This window comes from Ruegeria sp. G12 (assembly GCF_056533565.1).
Genome location: NZ_JBQFOO010000012.1, coordinates 24,131 through 47,263, shown reverse-complemented (window position 1 = coordinate 47,263; position 23,133 = coordinate 24,131). Strand labels below are relative to the sequence as shown.

At 61.4% G+C, this 23,133-nt stretch carries 29 protein-coding genes; 17 read left to right on the top strand and 12 right to left on the bottom strand.

Features of this window, described 5'->3' with window-relative positions; all coding sequences use genetic code 11:
- The first annotated feature begins 15 nt into the window (after positions 1-15).
- From ACR0JN_RS20955 to ACR0JN_RS20935, 5 genes are read left to right on the top strand one after another with little or no spacing between them, the layout of a single operon-like run.
- A complete protein-coding gene (locus ACR0JN_RS20955) occupies positions 16-1,809 on the top strand; it encodes a gamma-glutamyltransferase family protein (RefSeq protein ID WP_480888419.1) in 1,794 nt (597 codons plus the stop codon).
- Between the two features lies 1 nt (position 1,810).
- Complete coding sequence (locus ACR0JN_RS20950; protein ID WP_480818904.1) at positions 1,811-2,560, top strand: DUF1028 domain-containing protein; 750 nt, start codon at positions 1,811-1,813, stop codon at positions 2,558-2,560.
- Positions 2,561-2,563: 3 nt separating this feature from the next.
- A complete protein-coding gene (locus ACR0JN_RS20945; protein WP_480818905.1) occupies positions 2,564-3,397 on the top strand; it encodes a sulfite exporter TauE/SafE family protein in 834 nt (277 codons plus the stop codon).
- A gap of 2 nt (positions 3,398-3,399) precedes the next feature.
- On the top strand, positions 3,400-4,119 hold the full coding sequence (locus ACR0JN_RS20940) for a FadR/GntR family transcriptional regulator (protein ID WP_480888417.1): 720 nt from the start codon (positions 3,400-3,402) through the stop codon (positions 4,117-4,119).
- A gap of 44 nt (positions 4,120-4,163) precedes the next feature.
- Entirely contained in the window at positions 4,164-5,300 is a 1,137-nt protein-coding gene (locus tag ACR0JN_RS20935; RefSeq protein ID WP_480888416.1) for an NADH:flavin oxidoreductase/NADH oxidase, read from the top strand.
- Positions 5,301-5,324: 24 nt separating this feature from the next.
- On the opposite strand, the gene ACR0JN_RS20930 is transcribed toward ACR0JN_RS20935, so the two are convergent.
- On the bottom strand, positions 5,325-6,203 hold the full coding sequence (locus ACR0JN_RS20930) for a LysR family transcriptional regulator (RefSeq protein WP_480888414.1): 879 nt from the start codon (positions 6,201-6,203) through the stop codon (positions 5,325-5,327).
- A gap of 92 nt (positions 6,204-6,295) precedes the next feature.
- On the opposite strand from ACR0JN_RS20930, the gene ACR0JN_RS20925 reads away from it, so the two are divergent.
- The 3 genes from ACR0JN_RS20925 to ACR0JN_RS20915 are packed head-to-tail and all read left to right on the top strand — an operon-like array spanning position 6,296 to position 8,106.
- Positions 6,296-7,375 carry an L-dopachrome tautomerase-related protein gene (locus tag ACR0JN_RS20925; RefSeq protein ID WP_480888412.1) on the top strand — a complete coding sequence of 360 codons (1,080 nt, stop codon included), beginning with the start codon at positions 6,296-6,298 and terminating at the stop codon, positions 7,373-7,375.
- A 3-nt stretch (positions 7,376-7,378) separates the two neighbouring features.
- Complete coding sequence (locus ACR0JN_RS20920) at positions 7,379-7,693, top strand: muconolactone Delta-isomerase (RefSeq protein ID WP_480888411.1); 315 nt, start codon at positions 7,379-7,381, stop codon at positions 7,691-7,693.
- 17 nt (positions 7,694-7,710) lie between these two features.
- Positions 7,711-8,106, top strand: a complete 396-nt coding sequence (locus tag ACR0JN_RS20915; protein ID WP_480888409.1) for a VOC family protein — start codon at positions 7,711-7,713, stop codon at positions 8,104-8,106.
- A gap of 64 nt (positions 8,107-8,170) precedes the next feature.
- On the opposite strand, the gene ACR0JN_RS20910 is transcribed toward ACR0JN_RS20915, so the two are convergent.
- The 4 genes from ACR0JN_RS20910 to ACR0JN_RS20895 form a co-directional block, all read right to left on the bottom strand.
- Complete coding sequence (locus tag ACR0JN_RS20910; RefSeq protein ID WP_480888408.1) at positions 8,171-9,439, bottom strand: FCSD flavin-binding domain-containing protein; 1,269 nt, start codon at positions 9,437-9,439, stop codon at positions 8,171-8,173.
- A 24-nt stretch (positions 9,440-9,463) separates the two neighbouring features.
- A complete protein-coding gene (locus tag ACR0JN_RS20905; protein ID WP_480818913.1) occupies positions 9,464-9,787 on the bottom strand; it encodes a c-type cytochrome in 324 nt (107 codons plus the stop codon).
- A 78-nt stretch (positions 9,788-9,865) separates the two neighbouring features.
- Positions 9,866-10,195, bottom strand: a complete 330-nt coding sequence (soxZ, locus tag ACR0JN_RS20900) for a thiosulfate oxidation carrier complex protein SoxZ (RefSeq protein ID WP_480888406.1) — start codon at positions 10,193-10,195, stop codon at positions 9,866-9,868.
- Between the two features lie 14 nt (positions 10,196-10,209).
- Positions 10,210-10,647 carry a thiosulfate oxidation carrier protein SoxY gene (locus ACR0JN_RS20895; RefSeq protein ID WP_480888405.1) on the bottom strand — a complete coding sequence of 146 codons (438 nt, stop codon included), beginning with the start codon at positions 10,645-10,647 and terminating at the stop codon, positions 10,210-10,212.
- Positions 10,648-10,828: 181 nt separating this feature from the next.
- Here ACR0JN_RS20895 and ACR0JN_RS20890 point away from each other — a divergent pair, with 181 nt between their 5' ends.
- The 9 genes from ACR0JN_RS20890 (at position 10,829) to pqqE (ending at position 17,906) form a co-directional block, all read left to right on the top strand.
- Positions 10,829-11,575: an ABC transporter ATP-binding protein gene (locus ACR0JN_RS20890; RefSeq protein ID WP_480888404.1), complete on the top strand. Its 747-nt coding sequence runs from the start codon at positions 10,829-10,831 to the stop codon at positions 11,573-11,575.
- A complete protein-coding gene (locus ACR0JN_RS20885; RefSeq protein ID WP_480818916.1) occupies positions 11,572-12,363 on the top strand; it encodes an ABC transporter permease in 792 nt (263 codons plus the stop codon). The genes ACR0JN_RS20890 and ACR0JN_RS20885 overlap by 4 nt, the downstream gene beginning before the upstream one ends.
- Positions 12,360-13,961, top strand: a complete 1,602-nt coding sequence (locus ACR0JN_RS20880) for a sensor histidine kinase (protein ID WP_480888402.1) — start codon at positions 12,360-12,362, stop codon at positions 13,959-13,961. The genes ACR0JN_RS20885 and ACR0JN_RS20880 overlap by 4 nt, the downstream gene beginning before the upstream one ends.
- Before the next feature lie 9 nt (positions 13,962-13,970).
- The gene (locus tag ACR0JN_RS20875; RefSeq protein WP_480888401.1) at positions 13,971-14,654 is read left to right on the top strand and encodes a response regulator transcription factor; all 684 of its coding nucleotides are present in this window, start codon (positions 13,971-13,973) and stop codon (positions 14,652-14,654) included.
- Positions 14,655-14,756: 102 nt separating this feature from the next.
- Positions 14,757-14,858: a pyrroloquinoline quinone precursor peptide PqqA gene (gene pqqA, locus ACR0JN_RS20870; protein WP_480473037.1), complete on the top strand. Its 102-nt coding sequence runs from the start codon at positions 14,757-14,759 to the stop codon at positions 14,856-14,858.
- Positions 14,859-14,882: 24 nt separating this feature from the next.
- The gene (gene pqqB, locus ACR0JN_RS20865) at positions 14,883-15,779 is read left to right on the top strand and encodes a pyrroloquinoline quinone biosynthesis protein PqqB (protein ID WP_480888400.1); all 897 of its coding nucleotides are present in this window, start codon (positions 14,883-14,885) and stop codon (positions 15,777-15,779) included.
- Positions 15,776-16,525 carry a pyrroloquinoline-quinone synthase PqqC gene (gene pqqC / locus ACR0JN_RS20860; protein ID WP_480819074.1) on the top strand — a complete coding sequence of 250 codons (750 nt, stop codon included), beginning with the start codon at positions 15,776-15,778 and terminating at the stop codon, positions 16,523-16,525. The genes pqqB and pqqC overlap by 4 nt, the downstream gene beginning before the upstream one ends.
- Complete coding sequence (pqqD, locus tag ACR0JN_RS20855; RefSeq protein WP_480617118.1) at positions 16,525-16,797, top strand: pyrroloquinoline quinone biosynthesis peptide chaperone PqqD; 273 nt, start codon at positions 16,525-16,527, stop codon at positions 16,795-16,797. The genes pqqC and pqqD overlap by 1 nt, the downstream gene beginning before the upstream one ends.
- The gene (gene pqqE, locus ACR0JN_RS20850; protein WP_480888399.1) at positions 16,797-17,906 is read left to right on the top strand and encodes a pyrroloquinoline quinone biosynthesis protein PqqE; all 1,110 of its coding nucleotides are present in this window, start codon (positions 16,797-16,799) and stop codon (positions 17,904-17,906) included. Before pqqD ends, pqqE begins: the two co-directional genes overlap by 1 nt.
- A gap of 4 nt (positions 17,907-17,910) precedes the next feature.
- Here pqqE and ACR0JN_RS20845 read toward each other — a convergent pair whose 3' ends face one another.
- Genes ACR0JN_RS20845 through ACR0JN_RS20815 form a run of 7 tightly spaced genes read right to left on the bottom strand, consistent with a single transcriptional unit; the run spans position 17,911 to position 23,123 of the window.
- A complete protein-coding gene (locus tag ACR0JN_RS20845; RefSeq protein ID WP_480888398.1) occupies positions 17,911-18,507 on the bottom strand; it encodes an ABC transporter ATP-binding protein in 597 nt (198 codons plus the stop codon).
- A complete protein-coding gene (locus tag ACR0JN_RS20840) occupies positions 18,504-19,253 on the bottom strand; it encodes an ABC transporter permease (protein WP_480888397.1) in 750 nt (249 codons plus the stop codon). The genes ACR0JN_RS20845 and ACR0JN_RS20840 overlap by 4 nt, the downstream gene beginning before the upstream one ends.
- Positions 19,254-19,259: 6 nt before the next feature.
- Positions 19,260-20,225, bottom strand: a complete 966-nt coding sequence (locus ACR0JN_RS20835) for an ABC transporter substrate-binding protein (RefSeq protein WP_480888396.1) — start codon at positions 20,223-20,225, stop codon at positions 19,260-19,262.
- Between the two features lie 12 nt (positions 20,226-20,237).
- The gene (locus ACR0JN_RS20830) at positions 20,238-20,486 is read right to left on the bottom strand and encodes a PepSY domain-containing protein (protein ID WP_480649555.1); all 249 of its coding nucleotides are present in this window, start codon (positions 20,484-20,486) and stop codon (positions 20,238-20,240) included.
- Positions 20,487-20,500: 14 nt separating this feature from the next.
- The gene (locus ACR0JN_RS20825) at positions 20,501-20,938 is read right to left on the bottom strand and encodes a cupredoxin domain-containing protein (protein WP_480819060.1); all 438 of its coding nucleotides are present in this window, start codon (positions 20,936-20,938) and stop codon (positions 20,501-20,503) included.
- Positions 20,939-20,957: 19 nt separating this feature from the next.
- Positions 20,958-21,929, bottom strand: a complete 972-nt coding sequence (locus ACR0JN_RS20820; RefSeq protein ID WP_480888395.1) for a YVTN family beta-propeller repeat protein — start codon at positions 21,927-21,929, stop codon at positions 20,958-20,960.
- A gap of 12 nt (positions 21,930-21,941) precedes the next feature.
- Positions 21,942-23,123, bottom strand: coding sequence for an ABC transporter substrate-binding protein (locus ACR0JN_RS20815; protein WP_480888394.1), 1,182 nt, complete (start codon positions 23,121-23,123; stop codon positions 21,942-21,944).
- Positions 23,124-23,133: the final 10 nt, after the last annotated feature.

The following is a 23,133-nucleotide window of genomic DNA, read 5'->3' as shown; positions in this document are numbered from 1 at the left end:
TCGGAGACGTAAGACATGACAGATTTCACCACCCGCCCCGAGATACGCGGCACGTTCGGCGTCGTTACCTCGACCCACTGGATCGCCTCGGCCGTGGGGTTCGGCATTCTGGAAAAGGGCGGCAACGCTTTTGACGCCGCCGTGGCCACCGCAATGACCCTGCAGGTGGTCGAGCCGCATTTGAACGGCCCCGCAGGGGATATGCCCGCGATTTTCCACTCGGCCAAAACCGGCAAAACCGAAGTTCTGTGCGCGCAAGGTCCCGCGCCCGCCGCCGCCACGATTGACCATTACACCGGGCTGGGTCTGAACCTGATCCCCGGCTCGGGCCTGTTGGCGACGGTCATCCCCGGTGCCTTCGACGGCTGGATGCTGATGCTGCGCGATCACGGCTCGCTGCCGCTGCGCGATGTGATGGAACCTGCGATTGCCTATGCCCGCGACGGCCATCCCGTGCTGCCCCGCGTGGCGCATACGATTGCCGGCCTGTCCGATTTCTTCGAAGACGAATGGCCCACATCCGCCGAAACATGGATGCCGGACGGCACTGCGCCCGCGCCCAACAGCAATTTCGCCAATCCCGCTTTGGCAGCAACCTATGAGCGCCTCGTGGCGGATGCCGAGGCCGCGTATGAGGATCGCGTGGACCAGATCGAAGCCGCCCGCCGCGCGTGGCGGCAGGGTTTCGTTGCCGACCGGATTTTCGACTATCTGGCCGATGCAAAGGTCATGGATGTCTCGGGCCAGCGCAACGCCGGGGTGATGACCCGCGAGGACATGGCCGATTGGCAGGCCACCTATGAGGACACGCTGACCTACGACTATCACGGCTGGACCGTGCACAAGACCCACGCCTGGAGCCAGGGGCCGGTGTTGTTGCAGGCGCTGGCGATCCTGAAAGGGGTCGATCTGGGCGCGATGGACCCGAACGGGGCCGAGTTTGTGCATACGGTGATCGAGGCGATGAAGCTCGCCTATGCCGACCGTGAGGCGTATTACGGCGATCCGGCGCATAGCGATATCCCCATGCAGTACCTGCTGAGCGACGCCTACGCCGCCCAACGCCGCGCGCTGATCACCCCCGATGCCTCGCAGGATCAGCGCCCCGGGCGGGTGCCGGGCTATGAGCGTCTGGCGGATGCCTATATCGCCCGTGCGGCCCGCGATTTCTCGGCCAGAACCGGGGCCAGCGCGGGGGAACCCACCATGTCGCACCTGACCGAGAAACGCGGCGACACCGTGCATCTGGACGTGATCGACCGCTGGGGCAACATGGTGGCGGCAACGCCGTCGGGCGGGTGGCTGCAAAGCTCGCCGGTCATTCCGGGGCTGGGCTTTCCGCTCAATAGCCGGGCGCAGATGTTCTGGCTGGAGCCGGGCCTGCCGACCTCGCTGGCACCAGGGCGCAGGCCGCGCACCACGCTGACGCCCAGTTTGGCGGAAAAGGATGGGGTGCAGCTGGTTTTCGGCACGCCCGGTGGCGATCAGCAGGATCAGTGGCAGTTGATCTGGTTCCTGCGCTTTGTCCATTTCGGGCTGGGTCTGCAGGAATGCATGGACGCGCCGCTGTTCCATTCGATGCATTTTCAGGGCTCGTTCTATCCCCGCGCTGCCGCCCCCGGCGAGATGATGATCGAAGAGAGCTTTGGCGAGACGGTGATCGAGGACCTGCGCGCGCGCGGTCACAAGATCACCGTGGCCGAGCCATGGACTGTTGGCCGCCTGACGGCGGCCCTGCGGGAACCGGATGGAACCCTGCGCGCGGCGGCCACGCCGCGGCTGATGCAGGCTTATGCAGTAGGACGGTGACATGACATATTCCCTGATCGCAAAAGACCCCGAGACCGGTGCCATCGGTCTGATCGTGGCCAGCCGCTTCTTCGCCTGCGGCGCGCGGGTGCCTTGCGTCGGCGCGCGCAGTGCGATTGCCTCGCAGGCGTTTTCGAACCCGGTCTGGGGGACCGAAGGGCTCAGGCGGTTGGAAGCGGGCGAGGCCGCGCAGGCGGTTTTGGATGATCTGGTCGCCCGCGATACGGGCCGGGACGCGCGGCAGGCGCATCTGATGGATGCGCAAGGCAATTTCGCCGCCTATACCGGGGCGGATTGTGTCGATTGGGCCGGGCATCGGATTGGTCCCACGCATTCGGTCGCGGGCAACATGCTGACCGGGCCGGAGGTGGTGAACGCCACGTTCGAGACCTACGCCACTGAAACCGCGCTGCCCTTCCCCGAACGTCTGATGGCGGCGATGGAGGCGGGCGAGCGCGCGGGTGGCGACAAACGCGGCAAACAGGCCGCTGGTCTGGTCATTCATCGCGGTCAGTCCCATGCCTGGCTGGACATGCGCAGCGACGATCATGCCGACCCGCTGGCGGAACTGCGCAGGCTCTATGACGTGGCCGGAGAGCGGTATTTGCACTTTGCCGAGGCGATGCCCAGCGAACAGAACTTCTCGGGCAATCCCGACCGGGGGGCGTTGGAAGAGGCAATCGCGCGCGCGGATGCCAAACGTCAAGCCGAAGGGCGGGCCAGCCGGTCGCTGGCCAGCGACCCTGCGTGATGTATGGGCGGGATTGACCTTTCCACCCTTGCGACACTGATCGCCATCGCCGGTGCCGCCGGTATATTCGGCGGCATTCTGGCCGGTCTGCTGGGGGTTGGCGGGGGGATCGTCATCGTCCCGGCATTGTATTTCGCCCTGTCGCTGACCGGCAGCGAACCGGCGCTGACCATGCAGGTGGCGGTGGGAACGTCGCTGGCCACCATCGTGTTCACCGCGCTGTCCTCAAGCTGGGGGCACTACAAGCGCGGCGCGCTGGACATGGCGCTGCTGAAACGCTGGGCCCCGGCCATTCTGGTGGGCGTGATCATCGGCGGGCTGCTGGGCGGGTTGGTCAGCGGTTACATTCTGGTCGCGGTCTTTGCCTCGGTCGCGGCGGTGGTGTCGCTGGACATGATCTTTCGCAAACCCGGCCATGATGGCCCGCCGCGCAGTTTCTCGCCGCGGGTCTGGGCTGCGACGGGTGTGTTTGCCGGGGCGATTTCGGCGATGATGGGGATTGGCGGCGGCACGGTCTGTGTGCCGGTTCTGAACTTTCTGGGCTACGATATCCGCCGCGCTGTGGGCACCTCGGCCGCCATCGGCTTCGTGATCGGTCTGCCGGGGGCGCTGATCTATGCGGCGACAGGGCTGGGGCAAACCGGTTTGCCGCCCTTTTCCATCGGCTATGTCAACCTGATCGCGGCAGCGCTGATCATTCCGCTGACCACCAGCTTTGCCCATGTGGGGGTTCGCATTGCGCACACAATCTCGCAGCGGGCCTTACGTCTTGCTTTTGGCGCGTTCCTGATGCTTACGTCCTTGCGCATGTTTTATGACCTGATCGGAGCGTTCTGACCTTGGGACATTGTCCAACTGATACCGAACTGACCGCAGCCCTGCGGGCGGGAATCGACACCGGCGATTTCCTGAAGAACGGCAAGCTGCTGCCCGAACGCGCCCTGGCCGAGGCGCTGGCCGTGACCCGCGCCCGCATGCGCCGCATTCTGGATCAGTTGGAAGAAGACGGCACCGTGTTTCGCAGGCACGGACAAGGCACATTCGTGTCACCTCCGCCCGCCGTTGGGGCCAGCCCGTTCCGCGCCGTGGCCGCCAAGGTGATGCCCCGCGACGTGATGGAGGTAAGGCTTGAGATCGAGCCCGCATTGGCGGCTTTGGCGGCGCAGCGCGCCTCGGCCAAGGAATTGCGGACGCTGGAACAGCTTATGCGGGGCACGTTGGATGCCGCCGACACGCAGGCCTATGGGGTCGCGGATGATGTGTTTCACTACAAGATCGCCGAACTGGCCCATAACCCGCTGTTCCTGACGGTCTACGATTCAATCCGCGCCGTGCGCAAGCAATCGGAATGGACCCGCCAGCGGGAAACGCAATATTCGCCCGCGACCCTGGTGCGTTTGGGCGAGCAGCACGAGCAGTTGTTCAGCAGCATCGCCTCGCGCGACAGTCAGGCCGCCGCCGAAGTCATGCACTCGCACCTGCTATCGGTGTCCAACGTCATGCTGCGCGAAAGGACCTATGGGCAAACTCAGAATTTGACCGATCTGGCAGAGGGTTAGTCAGCCTGCGACGTATGTGTATGAAACAGATTTGAAGGACAAGGATGCCCGCTCTATTCAGCAGCTTTCGCCTTCGCGATGTGACGTTCAAGAACCGCATCGCCGTCTCACCGATGAGCCAGTACCGCGCGCGGGACGGCCATGCCAATGATTGGCATCTTGTGCATCTGGGACGGTTTGCCATGGGCGGCGCGGCGCTGGTCTATGCCGAGGCCACGGCGGTCACCCGCGACGGTCGCCGCACGCCCGGTGATCTGGGCCTGTGGGACGACGGCCAGATCGAACCGCTGAAACGTGTCAGCCAGTTCATCACCCTCGAAGGGGCGGTGCCGGGTATCCAGCTGAGCCATGCGGGGCGCAAAGCGTCCGAGCGGCGGCCCTGGCACGGGGAAACGCCGCTGGATGATGAGGACGTGCGCGAGCGCGGCGAAGACGCGTGGCCAGCCATCGCGCCCTCGGCCCTGCCTTATGCCGAAGGGTGGCCGACCCCGCGCGAGATGACGGAAGCCGATATCGAAACCGTCATCGCCGCCTTTGGCGCCGCCGCCCGACGGGCCCATCTGGCCGGGTTCAGGATGATCGAGGTCTATGCCGCCCACGGCTTTTTGCTGCACCAGTTTCTGTCGCCCGTCACCAACAAACGGCACGACCAATGGGGTGGCAGCGCCGAAAACCGGATGCGGTTTGCCGTTGAGGTCGCGCGGGAAATTCGCCGAAACTGGCCCGAAGACTTACCGCTGGCCTTTCGGCTGTCGGCGACCGATTGGCTCGATACCGGGCTGACCGTCGATGACACGGTGCAGATCGCAAAAGCGCTGAAAGCGGCGGGTGTGGATTTGATCGATTGCAGTTCGGGCGGGATCGGGGGCAAGGACAGGCCGCAACGAATGACCATCGCGCAGGGGTTTCAGGTGCCCTTCGCCGCGCAGGTCCGGGCGCAGGCCGAGATTGCCACCATGGCGGTGGGTTTCCTGTGGGACCCAAAAGTTTGCAACGCGGTGATCGAACAGGGGGACGCGGACATGATCGCCCTTGCGCGCGAGCTGCTGGATGATCCCAACTGGCCGCTGCATGCCGCCGCACAACTGGGGCAGGATACCGATCACGCCAACTGGCCGGTCGAGGCCGGGTGGTGGCTGATGAAACGCGATCGGTTGCTGTCCAAACTCGGTCTGCGCTAGGGACGCGACCGCCTAGCGGTTGCTTTACCCAAATGTGTTGGAAACGAATTCGCCAAACGCTTTTGTCTTGGCCGCAGCGCGTGCCTCGGGCGGGTAGACGAACCAGATCGGGGCGTCCGGTGCCCAAAGCGATCCGGGGGACACCTCTACCAGCCGTCCGGTATCCAGTTCCTCTTTGACCGCCAGCCGCGATTTGATGGCAAGGCCCAGACCCTGCACCACAGCGTCGGTCAGCGTGTCGGAGTTGGACACAAGCACGCTGGACCGGACATTTGCATCCTTGCGCTTGCCCTTTGCATCGGCAAAGGAAATCCGCGTCTGCCACGGCAAACAGACCCAGGGAAAATCCAGCGTCGTTTGCACATCGACCGGCACCCCCTGCCGCGCCAGCAGTTCCGGCGCGGCACAGATAATGCGCTCATTGTCGCTCAGCTTGCGGGCGACAAGCGCGCTGTCCGACAGGTTGCCGACGCGGATCGCGCAATCCTGCCCCTCGGCGGACAGGGAAACAAATCGGTCGACCGCGAGAAAATCAAAAGTCAGCTTGGGGTGCTGGCGCTGGAATGCGGGCAGCGCGGGCAAGACAAAACGTGACAGGATCCAGGGCGACATCGTAACCCGGATATGACCTGTCAGCTCCGCCGACCGGCTGCCGGCAGCGCGTTCCGCCTGCGCGAGATCGGCCAGAACATCCTCGGTCCGTTCAAAGAAAATGCGCCCCTCATCGGTCAATCTGAACATGCGGCTGTTGCGATGAAACAAGGTCAGTTTCAGCGCCGCCTCAAGCTTGTTCAGACGGTGGCTTGCCGTGGCCGGGGAAATGCCGACACGCCGCGCCCCGGCGGTCACGCCGTTTGCATCGGCAATGGCAACAAAAGTCCTGAGATCGTCGATCGAGTACATTCGAAATCTTCAAACGCTGGTTTCTATATTTAGCGTATTCATCTAACGTATTCGATTGATCTACTCCAGAGCCAAAGCAATGGAGGAAAGTCATGCGAGAAATTCTGTGTGCGGTCAGCACGATCGCCGTTCTGGCCAGCCCGGTCGCGGCCGGTGCCCTGGAAACCTATCTTGAGTTTCCCAAGGACATGCCACCCGGCAATCTGGCGATTGGACCGGACGGTCGCATGTTCATGTCCGTCCATGGCTTCTACGGCCCCGAGCTACGCGTGGTCGAGGTTATGCCCGACGGCAGCACCAAGCCCTATCCGACGGAAACCTGGGCCCGCGCCCCGGAAGATGACGGGGACGGCCTGCGTGGCGTTCTGGGCCTGCGCGCGGATCGCGACGGTATCCTCTGGATGCTGGATGGTCAGGGCGAAGGTCAGACCGGGCGCGTTGTGGGTTGGAACACCAATACGGAAGACCTGCACGCGATTTACTATGTTGGGCAGCCCGTGGCGCGTCCGTCCTCGTTCCTCAATGATCTCGCGATTGATCGGGAACACGGTGCCATCTACATATCGGATACCGGCGACGGGATGAATTCGGCCATCATTGTCATCGACATGGCCACCGGTCGCGCGCGGCGCGTGCTTGAAGGCAGTGCGTTCACGGTGCCCGAAGACACCCCGATGATCATTGACGGGCGTGAAATCAAACTGGGCGGCAACCCGGCGAAGATCGGCATCAACCCGATTACCATCGACCCCACCAATACCTGGGTCTATTTCGCGCCGATGACCTCGGGGTCCATGTACCGGGTGCGAACGACGGATCTGCTGGACCAAGGCCTGAGCGATGACGCCTTGGCCGCCAAAGTCGAACGCTACGGCGACAAGGTCATCTCGGATGGTTCGACCGTGGATGCCGACGGAAATGTCTACATCACTGCGATGACGGACAATGCCATTGGCGTGACCCGCCCCGATGGCACTTATGAGGTCCTGTTTCAATCCGATGACGACCTGCCATGGCCCGACGGGTTCTCGATGGGGGTGGACGGCTACGTGTACGCCACGGTCAACGAACTGCACCGCTCACCCGTTCTGAATGGGGGCGAGGATGCCTCGGTCGGGACCTATCGCATCGTGCGCTTTCCGGCGCTTGGCCCGGTTGTCAGCGGGAGGTAAGGCATGCTGTATCGTTTGGATTTCACGGTGGAATACGATTCCGCCATGCAGCAGCAAGGCCTGTTAGGCGTCTGGGCCGAAGAGGCCGACGCCGCCTTGGGCGCAAAATCCGCCGGGGTCGTGAAGGACCTTTGGAAAGTGGTCGGCGAACGCAAGGTGCTGGCAATTGTCGACGTCGAGTCCCCCGATGCGCTGGACCAGATCCTGTTTGATCTGCCGATCATGCAGAAGATGGGCCATCACGTGCAGGTCGATGTGAAATCGCTCCGGCGGTATGAGGATTTCGCATCCGATGTAAAAGACCGCATCGGTCGCTGAGCACAAGGACATCCCAGATGACAAAAATGGTTCATTCCTGCATCCGGGTTCTCGATGATGAACGATCCATCGCCTGGTACCGGGATGCGTTTGACCTCGACGTCGCGGATCAGCTGGATTTTGAGAGCTTCCGCCTGACTTACCTGTCGAACCCGCATAGCGGGTTCGAGCTTGAACTGACCCAGAACAAGGACCGGGCCGAGCCATATGACTTGGGCGACGGCTACGCGCATCTGGCGTTTGTCGTCGAAGATGCAGACGCGCATCACGCGGCAATGAAATCAAAGGGACATGACGTCGGCAACCTCGTCGACTTCGCCCCCGGAGGAGCGCTAGTCGCCCGGTTCTTCTTTGCCACCGATCCCGATGGCTACAAGATCGAAGTCATACAGAAAGGGGGCCGCTTCGGTTAGGCCCCCACCCTGCGATTGCGCCCCTACAGGATCGAAAGGGGTCGCAATTCTATGACAAAGTCAGCTAGTGAAACATGTCTTCCGAGATCGCGGCATACCAGTTAACCGATTCCTCATAAGTGACCCGCCGCGTTTCGGCAGATTCTCCGGTTTGACTGATGAAGCCGTCAACGCGTGCTATTTTCTCTTCGGTCGCTTCATAGGTCGCCCCAACCTTGACCCCGTCATTAACTGCGATCAGTGACCAGCACGTGTTGGCGTAGCGCGGCGGGAACACCCGCGAGCCGGTCAAGGCCCCGCGGATCGCGTTGGCACACACCTTCGCCTGTGAGTTCGCGGAAAACCCGGATTTCGGCATGTCGCCCTGTTGGCTGGCATCGCCCAGAACGTAAACATCCGGATCAAGCTTTGATGACATATCAGCCGCGTTTACCGGGGCCCACCGGCCCTCGGTCACGCCTGCGAGTTCGGCGATATGCCCCGCTTTCATCGCGGGAATGACGTTGCAGACGTCCACGGCCATGTCTTCGCCATCAATCGTCAGCGTCATCTGGTCCGGATCGACCGAGACATTGCCGCCACCGAAATCTTCTCCGATCCAGTCGATCATGCCGGGGTAGTGCGTGGCCCAGCCCTCTTCGAACAACGCCATTTTCGAAAATTTCGGCTTTGGGTCCGCAATGACGATCTTGGCGGTCGGGTTGGTGGTTTTCAGCACATGGGCCACCATCGAAATACGCTCATACGGTCCGGGCGGGCAGCGGTAGGGGTTGGGCGGCGCGACCATTGCGTAAACACCGCCCTCGGGCATGTTTTCAATCTGCGCGCGCAAAAGCTCGGACTGCGATCCCGCTTTGTAGGCATGCGGCATCCTGTTTTGCGCAGAAACGTCCCATCCCTCTACTGCGCCTTCAACAAAATCAATGCCGGGGGCGATGATCAGCTTGTCGTAGGGAAGAACCGCGCCTCCGGCCAGCGCCACTGTTTTACTGTCGCGATCCACACCGACGGCCCAGTCATGGATCACGTTGATCCCGTAATTGGCAGCAAGCGCCCCGTAGGTGTGGCCGATATCGTCGATCGAGTTCAGGCCGCCGATATAGAGGTTGGAAAAGAAACAGCTGAAATAGACTTTCGAAGGCTCGATCAACGTCACCGAAATCGCCCCGTCGCTGTCTTTGGCGATGTAGCGCGCCGCAGTTGCACCACCGGCCCCGCCGCCGATCACAAGCACGCGGGGCTTTCCGCTGCCCTCTGACAGCACGGCAGGGGCTGACAAAACGCCCGTGGCGGCGACACCAGTGCCCAGAAATTTACGCCGATCCAATGTCATTGGTCTCCCTCCCGCTCTGCGTTGTCAGTCAATCGTGCCAAAATAGGCGGCCAGCGCCGCTATTTCGTCGTTGTTCAGTCGCCCGGCCATCATCTGCATGATGGGATGTTCGCGTTCGTCTTGTTTGTAGGCCAGCATGGCCGCCACGAAGTCGTTGGGGTTCATCCCCGAAATCTTGGGAATTCCATCGGTCTGCCCGGTGTTTTGATGACAGGTCACGCATTCCGCCGACAGATACGCGCCCAGTTCCAGATCGGCCTGCGTCGCCGCGACTGTGCCCTCGGCCATCGCAGCAGGACCGGGCAAATACAGAGCAGACCCGTACACGAGCAGGTTGAGGTATTTCATCTCCATCCCAAAACCCCAGCAACACCCAACGCTTGCAAATTCAGGCCTTTATCAGAACCGACACTTTCGTCGGCATTCCTAAACCACCGTAATTGCGCGGTTGTCGGTGTAGATTGCGCCATCGTCATCATACCACGCGAAGGTAAACACACCCGGACCGGGAACGAGGGCCTGAAACTCGAAGAACGGGTTTGTCGAAATGCCGGGCCCGATCTCAAGGTCGATGACGGTTTCGCCTTCGAAGGTGCACAGGAACCGGTGGATGATCGAACGCGGAATGGGGCTGCCATCCGGGTCAACACGCTGGCCGGATTCCATACGGTGGGTGATCAATGTCTTGATCGTAGTCACCTCGCCCGCCCGGACTTCCTTGGGCAGCTTTATGCGGGTTTTGACACCTGACGCCATTGTCCCCCCCGCGCTCAAGCGCAACCGCCGACGACGACCGAGACCGGTTGCTGGCCGCGGTGCACATCGCCGTCCGGCATACGTGCAAGGGCCAGCACGTCCTGTGTCTGGGCCAGACGCATCCGGGTTGAAATCGTCTGGGACCCCGCCATCGGCCCGAACGTGGCCTTGAGCACCGGCAGAACCGGGTTGCCGGGTGCAACCAGCAGAACATCCTGCGCGCCGGGCGCGTCGATGGAAACGGAAACGCGATAGCCGTCTTCGGCGACAGCGGGCAGGGTCAGGGCTACGCCAGTGTCCTCAATCGGCCCGTCGTGTGCAAAGGCTGCGACAAGGTCCTCCAGCGTGGCAGAAGCTGGCACAGCGACCATCTGCTGCGCCCGAACCGGTGCCGCAAGGCACAGCAAAGCCCACAGGCTTACCTGCATCGCATCGCGCCGGGTCAGGGTCATGGCGGGCCTTTCTGTCTGATACGTCAGAGATGTTAGCCCTGACGCCGCTCTGCCCCTACATAACAAGTTCGTGAGCCTTCGCATACTTAAGTCGTGGTCCGGCATCCGCATGTGCAGTTGAGAAAACCGCGCCGAACATGCAAGCTGCTGTTCAGATTACAAAGTCAGGACCGAGGGTTAGATGCCGCATGCAAAGTCGCCAGAGGGGGCCAGCCCCGGCCTCGCCGTCCGCGATCTGAGCTTTCACTACGGCGCAAAGACCGCGCTGGATGCCGTATCGTTCGATGTGATGCCCGGTACCTTCTGCGCGCTTCTGGGCCCGAACGGTGCCGGAAAATCGACGCTGGTGTCGCTGTTGACCCGCCTGCTGGTCGCCCCCGAGGGCGAGATCAGCGTGGCGGGCCACAACCTGCGCCGGGCACCCCGCAAGGCTTTGGCCCGGCTGGGTGTTGTGTTTCAGCAGCCGACCCTCGACCTCAGCCTGACGGTGCGTCAGAACATGAGCTATTTCGCTGCGCTGCACGGGCTGCCCCGGACCGAGGTGCCCGCACGCATCGACGCCGCGCTGGACCGTCTGAACATGCGCGAGCGCGCGGATGAAAAGGTCCGGGCGCTGAATGGCGGGCATCGCCGCCGGATGGAACTGGCCCGTGCCCTGCTGCATGATCCCAGCGTCTTGTTGCTGGATGAACCAACGGTCGGCCTGGACGCAGCGGCCCGGCACTCCATTACCGATCAGGTTCACGATCTGGCGGCGCAAGGCCTATGCGTTCTGTGGGCAACCCACCTGACGGATGAGGTGCGCGACGGTGACCAATTGCTGGTCTTGCATCGCGGCCGCATTCTGGCCGCAGGGCAAACGGGCGACCTGCGCGGACAAGCGACCTTGTCCGACTGGTTCCTGTCGCAGACCGAGGTTCCGGCATGAGCGGGTTCTGGGGCGTCGCGCGCGCGATCATCGGGCGTGAGTTTCTGCGCTTCATCCATCAGCGCGAACGTTTTCTGGCTGCACTGGTCCGGCCCATGGTGTGGTTGCTGATCTTTGCCGCAGGCTTTCGCGCCGCGCTGGGGCTTTCAATAATCCCGCCCTATCAGACCTATATCACCTACGAGACCTATATCGTCCCCGGCCTGTGCGCGATGGTTCTGCTGTTCAACGGCATGCAAAGCTCGCTCAGCCTTGTGTATGACCGCGAGATGGGGTCGATGCGCCTGTTACTGACCAGTTCCTTCCCGCGCTGGTGGCTGTTGTTCTGCCGCCTGCTGGGATCAACGGCAATCTCGATCCTGCAGGTCTATACTTTTCTGGCGCTGGCCGCGCTTTTCGGTATCGTGCTGCCCCTGCCCGGATACATTGCGGTCCTGCCCGGCCTCATACTGGGCGGGCTCATGCTGGGCGCGTTGGGGCTGGTGCTGTCCAGTTTCATCAAACAGTTAGAGAACTTTGCCGGCGTGATGAACTTTGTCATCTTCCCGATGTTCTTTCTGTCCTCCGCGCTTTATCCGCTTTGGAAAATGGCAGAAAGCTCACCACTGTTGCGCGATATCTGCGCGCTCAACCCGTTCACCCATGTGGTCGAGCTGATCCGGTTTCTGCTCTACCTGCAGATCAACTGGGGCGCATTGCTCTGGGTGCTGGCATCGACCGCCATTCTGTGCCTGATCGCTGTCTGGGGATATGATCCCGCACGTGGCCTGATGAAGCGGAAGTCATGACCGAAACGGCCAAAACCACCCGCCGCAGCCTGTTGCTGAAAACCCGCCTGGGGATTGGCGCCGTGGTTTTGGGATCGGGAACCTTGTTGACGGCGGCGGTTCTGTATCTGGGGATGCAAACGGTCGCCAACCGGCTGGACACTGCGCTGGCCTCGGAAACCCGCATGGCGCGCTACGCGGCATTGTCCACCCGCGCGGCCACGTTTCTGGTGATCGCGACCGAGGCCGTTCAGACCGGCCAGCCCGCCGACATCCGGCTTGAAAGGCTGGAGCCGATCCGGGGCCAGATTGGCGCGACCTTTGAGCAGCTACGCGGGGATGTCGAAGATGCGGTGGCTGCGGTCGAGAAACTGGGGCTGGATGAACAATCCCGCTATGGCACGCAGTCGCTGGGCCTGGCGCGGATGGAGGCGCTTTTGGGCAACACGCTCGAAGGTCTGGGCGACCCCGATGCGGATCAGGCGCATCTACGGGCCTATATCGACTCCTTCGCCTCGGGGTTCGATCCGTTGCTCAGCCAGGCCGTGAACACCGAGGTTCTGTTTCGCAACGCTATCCTCGCCGGTATTGAACAAACCCGTCTGACCCTGACATGGATTGCGTTTGGGTTTGCCGGTTTTGCCATTCTCAGCACGGTCTGGTTCTATTTTGGCCTGATCCGCCCCCAGTTCACCCGTCTGGACCGTCTGCGCGCGGCCGCCGAACAGGTTGGCAAGGCCGAGTTTTCGGTGGCCTTGCCGGACACGCGCAATGACGAGATCGGCCAGCTTTATGGTGAGACAAACCGGATGGCCGCCGCCTTGAAACATCGCCAGACCGAGATCGAGGCGGAATGGGACCGCCTGAACGAAACCATTGGACGGCGCACCGAGGAACTGAGCGCGGCGAACAAGACCCTGTCCAGAATAGATGAAAACCGCCGTCGGTTTTTTGCCGATATCAGCCACGAATTGCGCACGCCGCTGACCGTGATCATGATGGAATCCCAGATCGGCCAGCAGGACGCTGAAAGCGCGCCAGGGGCTTTGGCAACCATTGAAAGCAGCGCAGCGAAACTGAACCAGCGTATCGATGACCTGTTGCGGGTGGCTCGGTCGGAAAGCGGCGAACTGGCGCTGGACCCGCACAGCGTTGCCCTGCCGGAACTGATGCAAACGGTCATTCAGGACATTCAACCGGAAATCGACAGCGCCAACATGCAACTGGATGCTGGTGAGACCCCGGATTGCGTGCTGAACTGCGATCCGAACTGGATGCGGCAAGTGCTGTTGAACCTGATCCGCAATGCCATCCGGCACGCCCGCACCGGAAGGGTGATTTCCGTGCACGCCACGCAATCCGATACAGCGGTCGAGATTTCGCTGACGGATAACGGCCCCGGCATCCCGCAAGCGGCGCAAGGCCGGGTTTTTGAGAGGTTCGTTCAGGGCGGGACCGCCAATCGGCAGGGCTTTGGCGTTGGTCTTGCCCTCGCGGCCTGGGTTGTCGAGGCCCATGAGGGGACGATCACCCTGACCAGCCCGGTGCCGAAAGATCAGGCAATAGGTGCTGCGCCCGGTACAAATGTCTGCATTCGATTACCCCGGGCAAAGGCATAGGATACGCGCATGGCGTCCAGACTGCTGATCATAGATGACGACCCCAAAATCGCCTCGGCCCTTGTGCGGGGCCTGTCGCTGCACGGCTATGATGCCGAGTTCGAAAACCGCGCCGACAAAGGGTTGGAACGATTGCAGAGCGGCGCGTACTCTGGCGCGATTGTCGATGTCATGCTGGGCGAGGATAGCGGGATCGAACTGGTCAGGTCCGCGCGCGAGATCGGGGTCTCGATCCCCATCCTGATGTTGTCGGCCCTGTCAGATGTCGACCACCGGGCCGCCGGGCTTGACGCCGGAGCGGACGATTATGTTGTCAAACCGTTCAGCTTTGGCGAGCTTGTCGCGCGGTTGCAGGTGCAGGAACATCGCGCGCAGTCCCAACACCCCGACCCGGCCCGGATATCGCCGCAGAACAGGACCATAACCATCCGCGACAAATCCGTTGCCCTGACAGAGCGCGAGTTCGATCTGCTGGCCTTGCTCAACAGCAAGGCGGGGTCGCCCATCTCGCGGGGTGAGTTGTTTGACACGCTCTGGTCGCAGGAGGGGTCCAGTAACGAAAACGTGGTCGATGTCTATATCGGATATCTGCGCAAAAAGCTTGGCGCGGATGATTTCGGTTTTGAAATCAAAACACTACGCAATCAGGGCTTCTGTCTGCAGGGTCGTGCACCGCTGCCTGATGACGGCTGAATACCCACCAAAGTCTACCCTGTTCTTACAAATTAAGATTCGCTCTGACCCCCATTACCTGCCAGATTGCTTGCAAGGACATTCCAAGAGGAGGAGCCCGTTATGGCCTGGAGTAAACCGATTATTCGCGAGATCGAGTGCGGCATGGAAATCAACATGTACGGCCCGGATCATGATGATGAGCGCGGCGGCGGCCTGATCTGATCTCAGACCTGGCGCCAACACTAGATGACGTTGCGCGCGATAATACTTGGGGCCGCTGCTGGCGGCGGCCTGCCGCAATGGAATTGTGGATGTAAGAACTGCGTTCTCGCCAGAGCCGGAAAAATACCCGCTCAAACACAGTCATCTTTGGCTGTGTCTCCTGACGGCCGGAATTGGGCCGTCTTGAACGCGTCTCCGGACATACGACACCAACTGAGCACCACGGAACCTCTGTTTCCCACGGGGTTGCGTGAGATGCCCATTCACTCGGTTCTGGTTACAAACGGCGACATTGATCATGTCGCCGGGCTGTTGACGCTTCGCGAGATGCAGCCCTTTAACCTGTTCGCGACGCAGAGCATTCAGGACGTGATCGCACAGAACCCGATTTTCGATGCGTTGAACGCGTCGGTTGTGGATCGCACCGCGATCTCTCTGAACCAGCCGTTTGAGATGGTTCCCGGCTTGCAGGCAACACTGTTCCCCGTTCCCGGCAAGGTGCCCTTGTACCTGGAAGGTGAGCATGTGCAGACCGATCTGGTGGGCGAACAAACCGTCGGTGTCGCGCTGAAGGCGGGCGGCAAAACCGCCTATTACATTCCGGGCTGTGCCGCATTGACACCGGACCTGCGGGCCACGCTTGAGGGTGCAGATTTACTGTTCTTTGACGGGACCCTCTGGCAGGATGATGAAATGGTGCGCGCGGGTTTGGGTCAGAAAACCGGCAAGCGCATGGGCCACATGTCGATGGATGGCGACGACGGGTCCATCGCCAGCTTTGCCGATATGAAGATCGGGCGAAAAATTTTCGTCCATATGAACAACACCAATCCGGTTCTGCGCCCCGACAGCGCGGAAAAAGCGGCGGCCGAAGCCGCAGGCTGGACAATTGGACAGGATGGGATGGAGATCGCTTTATGACCCAAAGCCGCGAAGACTTCGAAGCCCGCCTGCGCCAGATCGGCGCGGAACGCTACCATGATCTGCACCCGTTTCATGACCGTCTGCATGGCGGGCAATGCACGCCCGACGAGGTGCGCGCCTGGGTGATCAACCGGTATTACTATCAGCACTCGATCCCGATGAAGGATGCCGCCTTCATGTCCCGCGTCGAGGACCCAAAATTGCGGCGCGCATGGCGGTCCCGGATCGAGGATCACGACGGCACCGAAGAAAACGAAGGCGGCATCAGGCGCTGGCTGCGTCTGGCCGAGGCCGTGGGTCTTGATCCCGACTATGTCGCCTCGTGCGAGGGTGTCTTGCCCGCGACGAAATTCGCCGTGGATGCTTATGTTCGCTATGTGCGCGAGAAAACTCTGCTCGAGGCCGTTGCCGCCTCGTTAACCGAGTTGTTTGCCCCCAAGATTCACGCCAACCGAATTGAAGGTCTGCTGCAGCACTACGATTTCGCCGATGACAGTTCCCTGTCCTATTTCCGGAACCGTCTGAAAGAAGCGCCCAAGGATGTGGCCTTTGGTCTGGCCTGGGTTCTGGACAAGGCGGATACGGCCGAAAAACAGGACGCTGCAGCCAAGGCGCTGATCTTCAAGACGGATATATTGTGGTCGCAACTGGATGCCCTTTGGGGTGCGTATGTGGAACCCGCGCGTATCCCACCCGGTGCGTGGCAGCCCGGCACCGGGCTGCTGATGCGGCAGGCGTCGTGATGCAGGCCGCAGACATCCCCACCCTGCCCCGTGGCGTCCGCCTGCATTTCGACAAGGTGCGGGAAAACTGGGTGCTGTTGGCCCCGGAACGGGCCGTGACGCTGGATCAGATCGGACACGCCATTCTGAACGAGGTGGACGGCCAGCGAAGCTTTGAACAGATCACAACCGCGTTGTCCGAGAAATACAATGCCCCGGTGGATCAGATCGCCGAGGACAGTTCGGGTTTCCTTGATGCCCTGCGCGCCCGGCGTTTTCTGGACGTATCGTAATGGTTAAAACTGCACCCCCTATCGCCATGCTCGCCGAGCTGACCCATCGCTGTCCCCTGTCCTGCCCGTATTGTTCCAACCCGGTCGAAATGGCCAAGCAGGACAGCGAGATGGATACGGACACCTGGGCGCGCGTGTTTCAGGAAGCCGCTGCGTTGGGGGTGTTGCAATTGCACCTGTCCGGTGGCGAACCGGCGTCGCGCCGCGATCTGGTGGAACTTGTGACTGCGGCGCGGGACGCCGGGCTTTACACCAACCTGATCACCTCGGCCATCGGGCTGACAGAACGCCGCATGAACGAGTTGGATCGCGCCGGGCTGGACCATATCCAACTGTCTCTGCAAGGCACTGACGTGGCGATGGCAGACAAAGTGGGCGGCTATCGCGGTGGGTTCGACCGCAAGATGAAGGCCGTCGAATGGATCAGGGACATAGGGTTCCCCCTGACATTGAACTTCGTCCTGCATCGCCACAACGCCCACCAATTGCCCCGAGCGCTTGAATTGGCGCAGGAGATGGGCGCGCGCAGGATCGAAGTTGCGACGGTTCAGTTTCACGGCTGGGCGCTGAAGAACCGGGATGCACTGATGCCGACACGGGAGCAGGCGCAGGTGGTCACGCAGCAGGTTGATGAGGCCAGACAAGCCCTGAAGGGCGCGCTTGTGATCGACTATGTGCCCGCAGACTATCACGAGGATTTCCCCAAACGCTGCATGGGAGGCTGGGGAACAAGCGGTCTGAACGTGACGCCTGATGGGCAGGTGCTGCCCTGCCACGCGGCCCAATCCATCCCGCATCTGACTTTTGACCGGGTGCAGGATAAGCCGCTGTCGGACATCTGGTATCACAGCGCGGCATTCAACGCCTATCGGGGTACAGACTGGATGCCGGAACCCTGCCAAAGCTGCGATCGCAAAACCATCGACTTCGGGGGGTGCCGTTGTCAGGCCATGGCCCTTGTCGGAGATGCCAGCGCAACCGATCCGGTCTGTGTCAAATCTCCGCATCATCAGGCACTGCAGGATCAGGCCAACCAGCACGCGGCCAGCGTTGACGCGCCGTTCGTCTATCGCGTGGCACCCGGTGCGGTGGCTGAAACAACCGAGTGATCCGCTAGGCCAAAACTGCTCCTTGTGGCGCGGCTTTCAACTCAAGGACCCGATCTGCAAGCCGCTCCGCCTCGGTCTCTGAATGGGTGACGAACAGCGTCGCCGGGCGGTGCCGCGCCATCAGTTCTTCGGTCAGCGCCAGCATCGCGTCGGCTGTTTCGGCATCCAGCGAAACAAAGGGTTCGTCCATGATCAGCAGCTCTGGCTGACCGACAAAGGCCCGCGCCAGCGACAGGCGTCGCTGTTGTCCCAGCGACAATTGACCCGGAAACAGGTCGCCTTTGTCGCTCAATCCAACTGAGCCAAGCGCGGTCTCGGCCTCGGTTCGGGACAGATCGGGATGGATGATCGTCAGATTGTCCAATGCGCTGCGCCATGGCAGCAAAGTGGGTTCCTGAAACACGATTGCCGTTTGGTCAGGGCGCTCAATCCGCCCGTCAAAATCCGGATCAATCCCGGCCACAAGGCGCAGCAAGGTCGTCTTGCCGATACCGGACGGGCCGATGAGGGCAACTGTTTCACCCGCGTTGATCTCGAACGTTATGGGCCCCAAAACCGGGTCTGACCCGAACCGTTTCTGCCGGATATCGATGCGGATCATGCGGCTCTCCACCTGCGGGCGCTACGCTCCCACGGTTGAAGGATCAGCCATTCCACAAGCAACATCACCGCGATGAAGGAAAACGCGTAGACCAGCACCATCGCGACATCGAAGAGTTGAAAATAAAGGTGTATCTGAAAGCCAACACCGGATGAGCGCCCCAGAAACTCGACCACCAGCACGATTTTCCAGATCAGCGACAGGCCCGACCGGGCGGCGGCGGCGATGAAGGGCGCAAGCTGCGGCAGGATCACATGCCGCAGACGCGTCCATCGCGGCACCCGGTAGACCTGCGCCATCGCGTCGAGGTCCGGGTTCAGCGCCCGGCCCCCTTCGCGCAGGATGGTTGCGACATTGGGAATTTTGTTCAGCGTCACCGCCGTGATCGCGGCGGCCTCGGTCAAGCCGATCCACAGGTAACACAGCACGATCAAAACCAGCGCGGGCAGGTTCAGAAAAATCACCAGCCATGGGTCCAGCCAGCGGTTGACGGCGGGCGATCGGCCCATGGACAGGCCGATGAGGCCGCCCAAAGCCATCGCCAGCGCAAAGGCCCAGATCACCCGCAGCAGGGTCACCCCGATACTGCGCTGCAACTCTCCGGTGCCGAATTCCTGTTGGAACCGGGGGATCAGATCCCAAGGTTGGGGCAGGATTTGCGGGTCTGCGGTTAGAAACGCGGCGACCACCCAAAGCAGCACCAGACACCCGATAGACAGCAGCGGCGTGAGGCGCGGGTCCGGCATTGACGGCTAGTCCACGTCCGCAAACAGACCCTGCGGTACCGCAGTGGCGTCACCCACCAGTTCAGCACCGCCCAGTTCGGCCATCAACGCCAGCATCCTGTTGGCCGCTTCGGTGTCCACCGGGCCCCGGTTCGGGATGCCCGCAATCCAGTCGGATCTCAGCTGTTCGAATTGCGCATCCGATTTGGCGTTCATGCGCGGCCTGATCACCTCCCACGCGCCAGGAGAGGTTGCGAGAAAATCCTTAGCCTCGCGGCTGGCCGAGAACAGGCTTTGCGCCAGATCGGGATGATCTGCCAGGAAGCTTTCCTTCAGATAGTACCCCAGCAAAGGAGTATCGGTATCCAGGCCAAGCGCCTGCCCCGCGTCTTCCACGGAAATCAGTTCCCGCATGCCGGACGCTTTCATCTTGGCCAGAAAATGCCAGAAGTTGATCGCACCGGCATAGTCGCCGCCAAGTGCTGATTTGAAGATCAGCGGCGGCGCACCAAAGACCTGTTCGGTGTCGGCTTTCAGGTCCATGCCGTATTCCTGCGCCGCATAGGCGCGCAGGATCAGCCAGGATTTATCCAGCGGCCCACCGGCAATTCCGATCTTGCCCCCGGACAGATCCTTGAGAGTGCGCGCAGGGCTGTCGGCGGGCACGACCACACCGCCGACGGCTTTGGAATAGGGGATAAACACATAATCCTTGCCAGCGGCCCGTTGCCGGGCCACCCAGATCCAGTCTGCCACGGCCAGATCAGCCTCCCCCCCTTCTACGGCGATACGGGTCGCGCCATTGTCGGCAAAGGGTTGCACGTCGAGGATAAAACCGTGTTTCCTGTCCAGACCATTTTGCCGGATGGTCTCAAGCTCCCAATTCACGGTGCCGATTTTCAGGACGGCGGCGCGAATGGTCGGCAGGGTTTCGGCCAAGGCCGCCCCCGCCATCAGAACAAGCGCAGCGCAGATCGCGAACAGCTTTGTCATCCCGCCCCCGCGTTACTCAGCCCTGCGGCTCACCTCGTTCAGGTCCTTGTCCAGCTTGATGTCGAACTGATTGCCGCCCTTGCAGATCACATCATCCAGATCGTAGCCGTCATCCTCGACCTCGATGTCATCGGGGTCCATCTGACATTCAATCGACGCCAGATAGGCTTCGATCTTGCTTACGGTTTCGGCATCCAACTCATCTGCCAACGCCGGAGCCGCCAGAACACCTGCGAATACCACTATGCCAAGTTTCTTCATCTTCTGTCCTTTCGTTATTGAATGCTGACCGTTATGCGTTGCGAGTCTCCGGTGGAGCCGGGGATACGTATTTCATGACTGCCGGGCTTGATGGCGATGAAGGACAGTTCGGCGACGCCTGCCTTGTCAAACTCGATACTGTCCACGGCCATGGGGCGGATTTCGATCTTGTTGATGACAATCTCGTTCATCCAGATTGCCCGAAAGAAGGATGGCCCCTCGATCGCCAGTTCCGCCGAGCCGTCCGCCGTGATCTCAAGCTTGTAATAGGCACCGGATTGCAGCACCACATCTTCGCCCAGGGGTTGGCCCGAGGCCAGCGTCAGCTTGATGGTGTCGCCACGATTGCACTTGGCCAAGAGCCCGGCGAACCCAAGGTCGTCGCAGAGCGGGGCTGCAGCCACCGGCCCGCCCAACATTGCAACCATCGCTGCGATTGCTAGTTTTTTCATTCCCGTCCCTCCCAGAACCTTAGTCGATTGTCACCACGCCCCAGGGCTGCTGACCAACCTGAACTGATTTGATGGCCTTTTCTGCAGCCACGTCGATGATCGTGATATCGTTGGAATTGCCGTTTGTGGTCAGCAGGTATTTTTCATCCGGTGTGAAATCCAATTGCCAGACACGCTGCCCCACAAGGATGTAATCCAGCACCTCAAGGCTTTGCGCATCCACCACCGCAACCCGGTTTGCCGGTCCAAGGGCAACGAACAGACGCTTGCCATCCGAGGTGACTTTCGCCCCCACAGGTTGCAGCCATTCGGGCTGAACGCCGGGTACTTCGAACCCGATCTTGCCGACAACCGTGGGGGTGCCGTCTTCGGCAATGTCCATCACCGACACCGTGCCGCCGATTTCCGAGGTCACGAACAGCCGCTTACCGTCTGCCGTGTATTGCGCATAGCGCGGGCGCTGATCGACCAGCACGTTGTGCTTGATCGTATAGTCCTCGGTCGAGATGAAATGGGCCATATTGGTGGTCTCGGACGTGTTGACCACGAATTTGGCATCCGGGCTCATCCCCATGCCTTCGGGCTCGACCCCGACGGGAACCTCGGCCAGAATTGTGCGGGTTTCGGTGTCCGTGACCGTCACCAGATTGTCGTCTTCATTGGCGATGTAAAGCCGTTTGCCCGAGGGTTCGAGGATGAACAGCTCCGGGTCCGGGCCCGACGGCAGGCTGGGCAGTTCTTCGTAGGTCGTGGTGTCAAACACCCGGATGATATTGTCATCCGAGGCGCAGACATACAGCTTTTTGCCATCCGGGCTGACAGTGATGCCGCGCGGGCGGTTGCCGCCGGGAAACTCGGTCAACACCTCCCACGTTTCGGTATCGACCACGGTGATGGTGTTGCCCCGCTCGTTCGACACAAAGGCCTTACCGGCCAGCACGGGGCCTGCGGTCAGGGCGGCAAGAGCAGCGGTCAGCAATAATCGTTTCATCAAGTCCTCCGGTTACTCAAATGCCTGACAGTTGGATTCCGGGCGGTCCAATCCCATCGTGTCGAGCGGTGATGTCTGATGCAGGAACCCGTCCTGCGGGCTGACGCTGACGGTGATCGAGCCGTCATACAGAAGGATCGGTTGGCGCAGTTGTCCGTTCCAGTCCCGAAACGTGACCTTCTGGCCCTTGAACGCCGCCAGTTCGAACTCATCCGACAGGGCATAGTCCCGTACCCCGTCGGGTTCTGCGGTATTGGCGCGTGTAACCGCTTCGCCGATGACGCGCAGGGCAAGCCAGACATTGTAATCCTCGGGCCGCACATAGCGACCGGTCAGGTCTTCGAAACGGGTCTGAAACTGCGTGGCCCCCCAGGCTTCGTGCGCGCCATGGATCGTCACCGGGCGCAAACCGCCCGACCCCATCACCGGGCGCGGGGTCCAGAGGTGATAGGACAGATAGCGCCCGAAATAGTCGCTTTCATCCGCAGCGATTACCACGTCGTGGTCCCGAACATCCTGTGTGTCCAAAGGCAATTGCCGCTGCACCAGAACATGCCCCGAATCCGTACGACGAGAGCCGCCGGTATCCTCAAAAACACGATCCTCGACGAGCTTCGCGCCGAACTTGGTGGCGGCGCGGCGATAGGCATCGGCCAGCTTCGTATCTTCGGGGTTCGACCCTGCCAGCAGGAACCAATCGCCCCATTTCTTCCAGACCGCAAACTGCGCCACCGCGTCCGCCTTCATCGCCCGCGACGGCGCGATATGCAGCAGGTTGCCACGGCAGTTCGCATCCCGCAGATCGACATCCGGGGCCGAGGCGTTGAACACTAGCGCACCGGCCTCGGCCGCCTTGTCCGTCAGGCGCAAAACATCCGGCGCATCGGCCAGAAGGATGATCAGCCTGGCCCCATCGGCCAGAATCTGATCCATCGCTTCATCGGCCTGTTCGGGCTGAGTGGCCACCGTGGTTGTTTCGTATGTGTGGCCCAGAAAGCCACCTGTGGTGCTGTTATCTTCGGTTCCAAGCGATGCACCGGCAAAGCCCAGATCATCGGGTTTCAAATCGTAGCGAGAGATCGGCAGCAGGCTGGGATAGTCAATCCTCAGGACCGCTGTTTTCACATCAATCGCCACTGCGTCTATCGCAGAAACACACCAAAAGAGTGCCGCAAAAAGCGGCAGCGCGTTCATGTTCAAGATG

Excerpts from the sequence above, each read along its gene's own strand:
- ACR0JN_RS20920 (WP_480888411.1), top strand. The coding sequence starts at position 7,379 with ATGCTGTATCGTTTGGATTTCACGGTGGAATACGATTCCGCCATGCAG.
- ACR0JN_RS20845 (WP_480888398.1), bottom strand. The coding sequence starts at position 18,507 with ATGATCCGCATCGATATCCGGCAGAAACGGTTCGGGTCAGACCCGGTT.
- ACR0JN_RS20880 (WP_480888402.1), top strand. The coding sequence starts at position 12,360 with ATGACCGAAACGGCCAAAACCACCCGCCGCAGCCTGTTGCTGAAAACC.
- ACR0JN_RS20925 (WP_480888412.1), top strand. The coding sequence starts at position 6,296 with ATGCGAGAAATTCTGTGTGCGGTCAGCACGATCGCCGTTCTGGCCAGC.
- ACR0JN_RS20935 (WP_480888416.1), top strand. The coding sequence starts at position 4,164 with ATGCCCGCTCTATTCAGCAGCTTTCGCCTTCGCGATGTGACGTTCAAG.
- ACR0JN_RS20815 (WP_480888394.1), bottom strand. The coding sequence starts at position 23,123 with ATGAACGCGCTGCCGCTTTTTGCGGCACTCTTTTGGTGTGTTTCTGCG.
- pqqC (WP_480819074.1), top strand. The coding sequence starts at position 15,776 with ATGACCCAAAGCCGCGAAGACTTCGAAGCCCGCCTGCGCCAGATCGGC.
- pqqA (WP_480473037.1), top strand. The coding sequence starts at position 14,757 with ATGGCCTGGAGTAAACCGATTATTCGCGAGATCGAGTGCGGCATGGAA.
- pqqD (WP_480617118.1), top strand. The coding sequence starts at position 16,525 with ATGCAGGCCGCAGACATCCCCACCCTGCCCCGTGGCGTCCGCCTGCAT.
- pqqE (WP_480888399.1), top strand. The coding sequence starts at position 16,797 with ATGGTTAAAACTGCACCCCCTATCGCCATGCTCGCCGAGCTGACCCAT.
- ACR0JN_RS20910 (WP_480888408.1), bottom strand. The coding sequence starts at position 9,439 with ATGACATTGGATCGGCGTAAATTTCTGGGCACTGGTGTCGCCGCCACG.
- ACR0JN_RS20895 (WP_480888405.1), bottom strand. The coding sequence starts at position 10,647 with ATGACCCTGACCCGGCGCGATGCGATGCAGGTAAGCCTGTGGGCTTTG.
- ACR0JN_RS20875 (WP_480888401.1), top strand. The coding sequence starts at position 13,971 with ATGGCGTCCAGACTGCTGATCATAGATGACGACCCCAAAATCGCCTCG.
- ACR0JN_RS20835 (WP_480888396.1), bottom strand. The coding sequence starts at position 20,225 with ATGACAAAGCTGTTCGCGATCTGCGCTGCGCTTGTTCTGATGGCGGGG.
- ACR0JN_RS20825 (WP_480819060.1), bottom strand. The coding sequence starts at position 20,938 with ATGAAAAAACTAGCAATCGCAGCGATGGTTGCAATGTTGGGCGGGCCG.
- ACR0JN_RS20930 (WP_480888414.1), bottom strand. The coding sequence starts at position 6,203 with ATGTACTCGATCGACGATCTCAGGACTTTTGTTGCCATTGCCGATGCA.
- soxZ (WP_480888406.1), bottom strand. The coding sequence starts at position 10,195 with ATGGCGTCAGGTGTCAAAACCCGCATAAAGCTGCCCAAGGAAGTCCGG.
- ACR0JN_RS20950 (WP_480818904.1), top strand. The coding sequence starts at position 1,811 with ATGACATATTCCCTGATCGCAAAAGACCCCGAGACCGGTGCCATCGGT.
- pqqB (WP_480888400.1), top strand. The coding sequence starts at position 14,883 with ATGACGTTGCGCGCGATAATACTTGGGGCCGCTGCTGGCGGCGGCCTG.
- ACR0JN_RS20915 (WP_480888409.1), top strand. The coding sequence starts at position 7,711 with ATGACAAAAATGGTTCATTCCTGCATCCGGGTTCTCGATGATGAACGA.
- ACR0JN_RS20830 (WP_480649555.1), bottom strand. The coding sequence starts at position 20,486 with ATGAAGAAACTTGGCATAGTGGTATTCGCAGGTGTTCTGGCGGCTCCG.
- ACR0JN_RS20955 (WP_480888419.1), top strand. The coding sequence starts at position 16 with ATGACAGATTTCACCACCCGCCCCGAGATACGCGGCACGTTCGGCGTC.
- ACR0JN_RS20840 (WP_480888397.1), bottom strand. The coding sequence starts at position 19,253 with ATGCCGGACCCGCGCCTCACGCCGCTGCTGTCTATCGGGTGTCTGGTG.
- ACR0JN_RS20945 (WP_480818905.1), top strand. The coding sequence starts at position 2,564 with ATGGGCGGGATTGACCTTTCCACCCTTGCGACACTGATCGCCATCGCC.
- ACR0JN_RS20890 (WP_480888404.1), top strand. The coding sequence starts at position 10,829 with ATGCCGCATGCAAAGTCGCCAGAGGGGGCCAGCCCCGGCCTCGCCGTC.
- ACR0JN_RS20820 (WP_480888395.1), bottom strand. The coding sequence starts at position 21,929 with ATGAAACGATTATTGCTGACCGCTGCTCTTGCCGCCCTGACCGCAGGC.
- ACR0JN_RS20905 (WP_480818913.1), bottom strand. The coding sequence starts at position 9,787 with ATGAAATACCTCAACCTGCTCGTGTACGGGTCTGCTCTGTATTTGCCC.
- ACR0JN_RS20885 (WP_480818916.1), top strand. The coding sequence starts at position 11,572 with ATGAGCGGGTTCTGGGGCGTCGCGCGCGCGATCATCGGGCGTGAGTTT.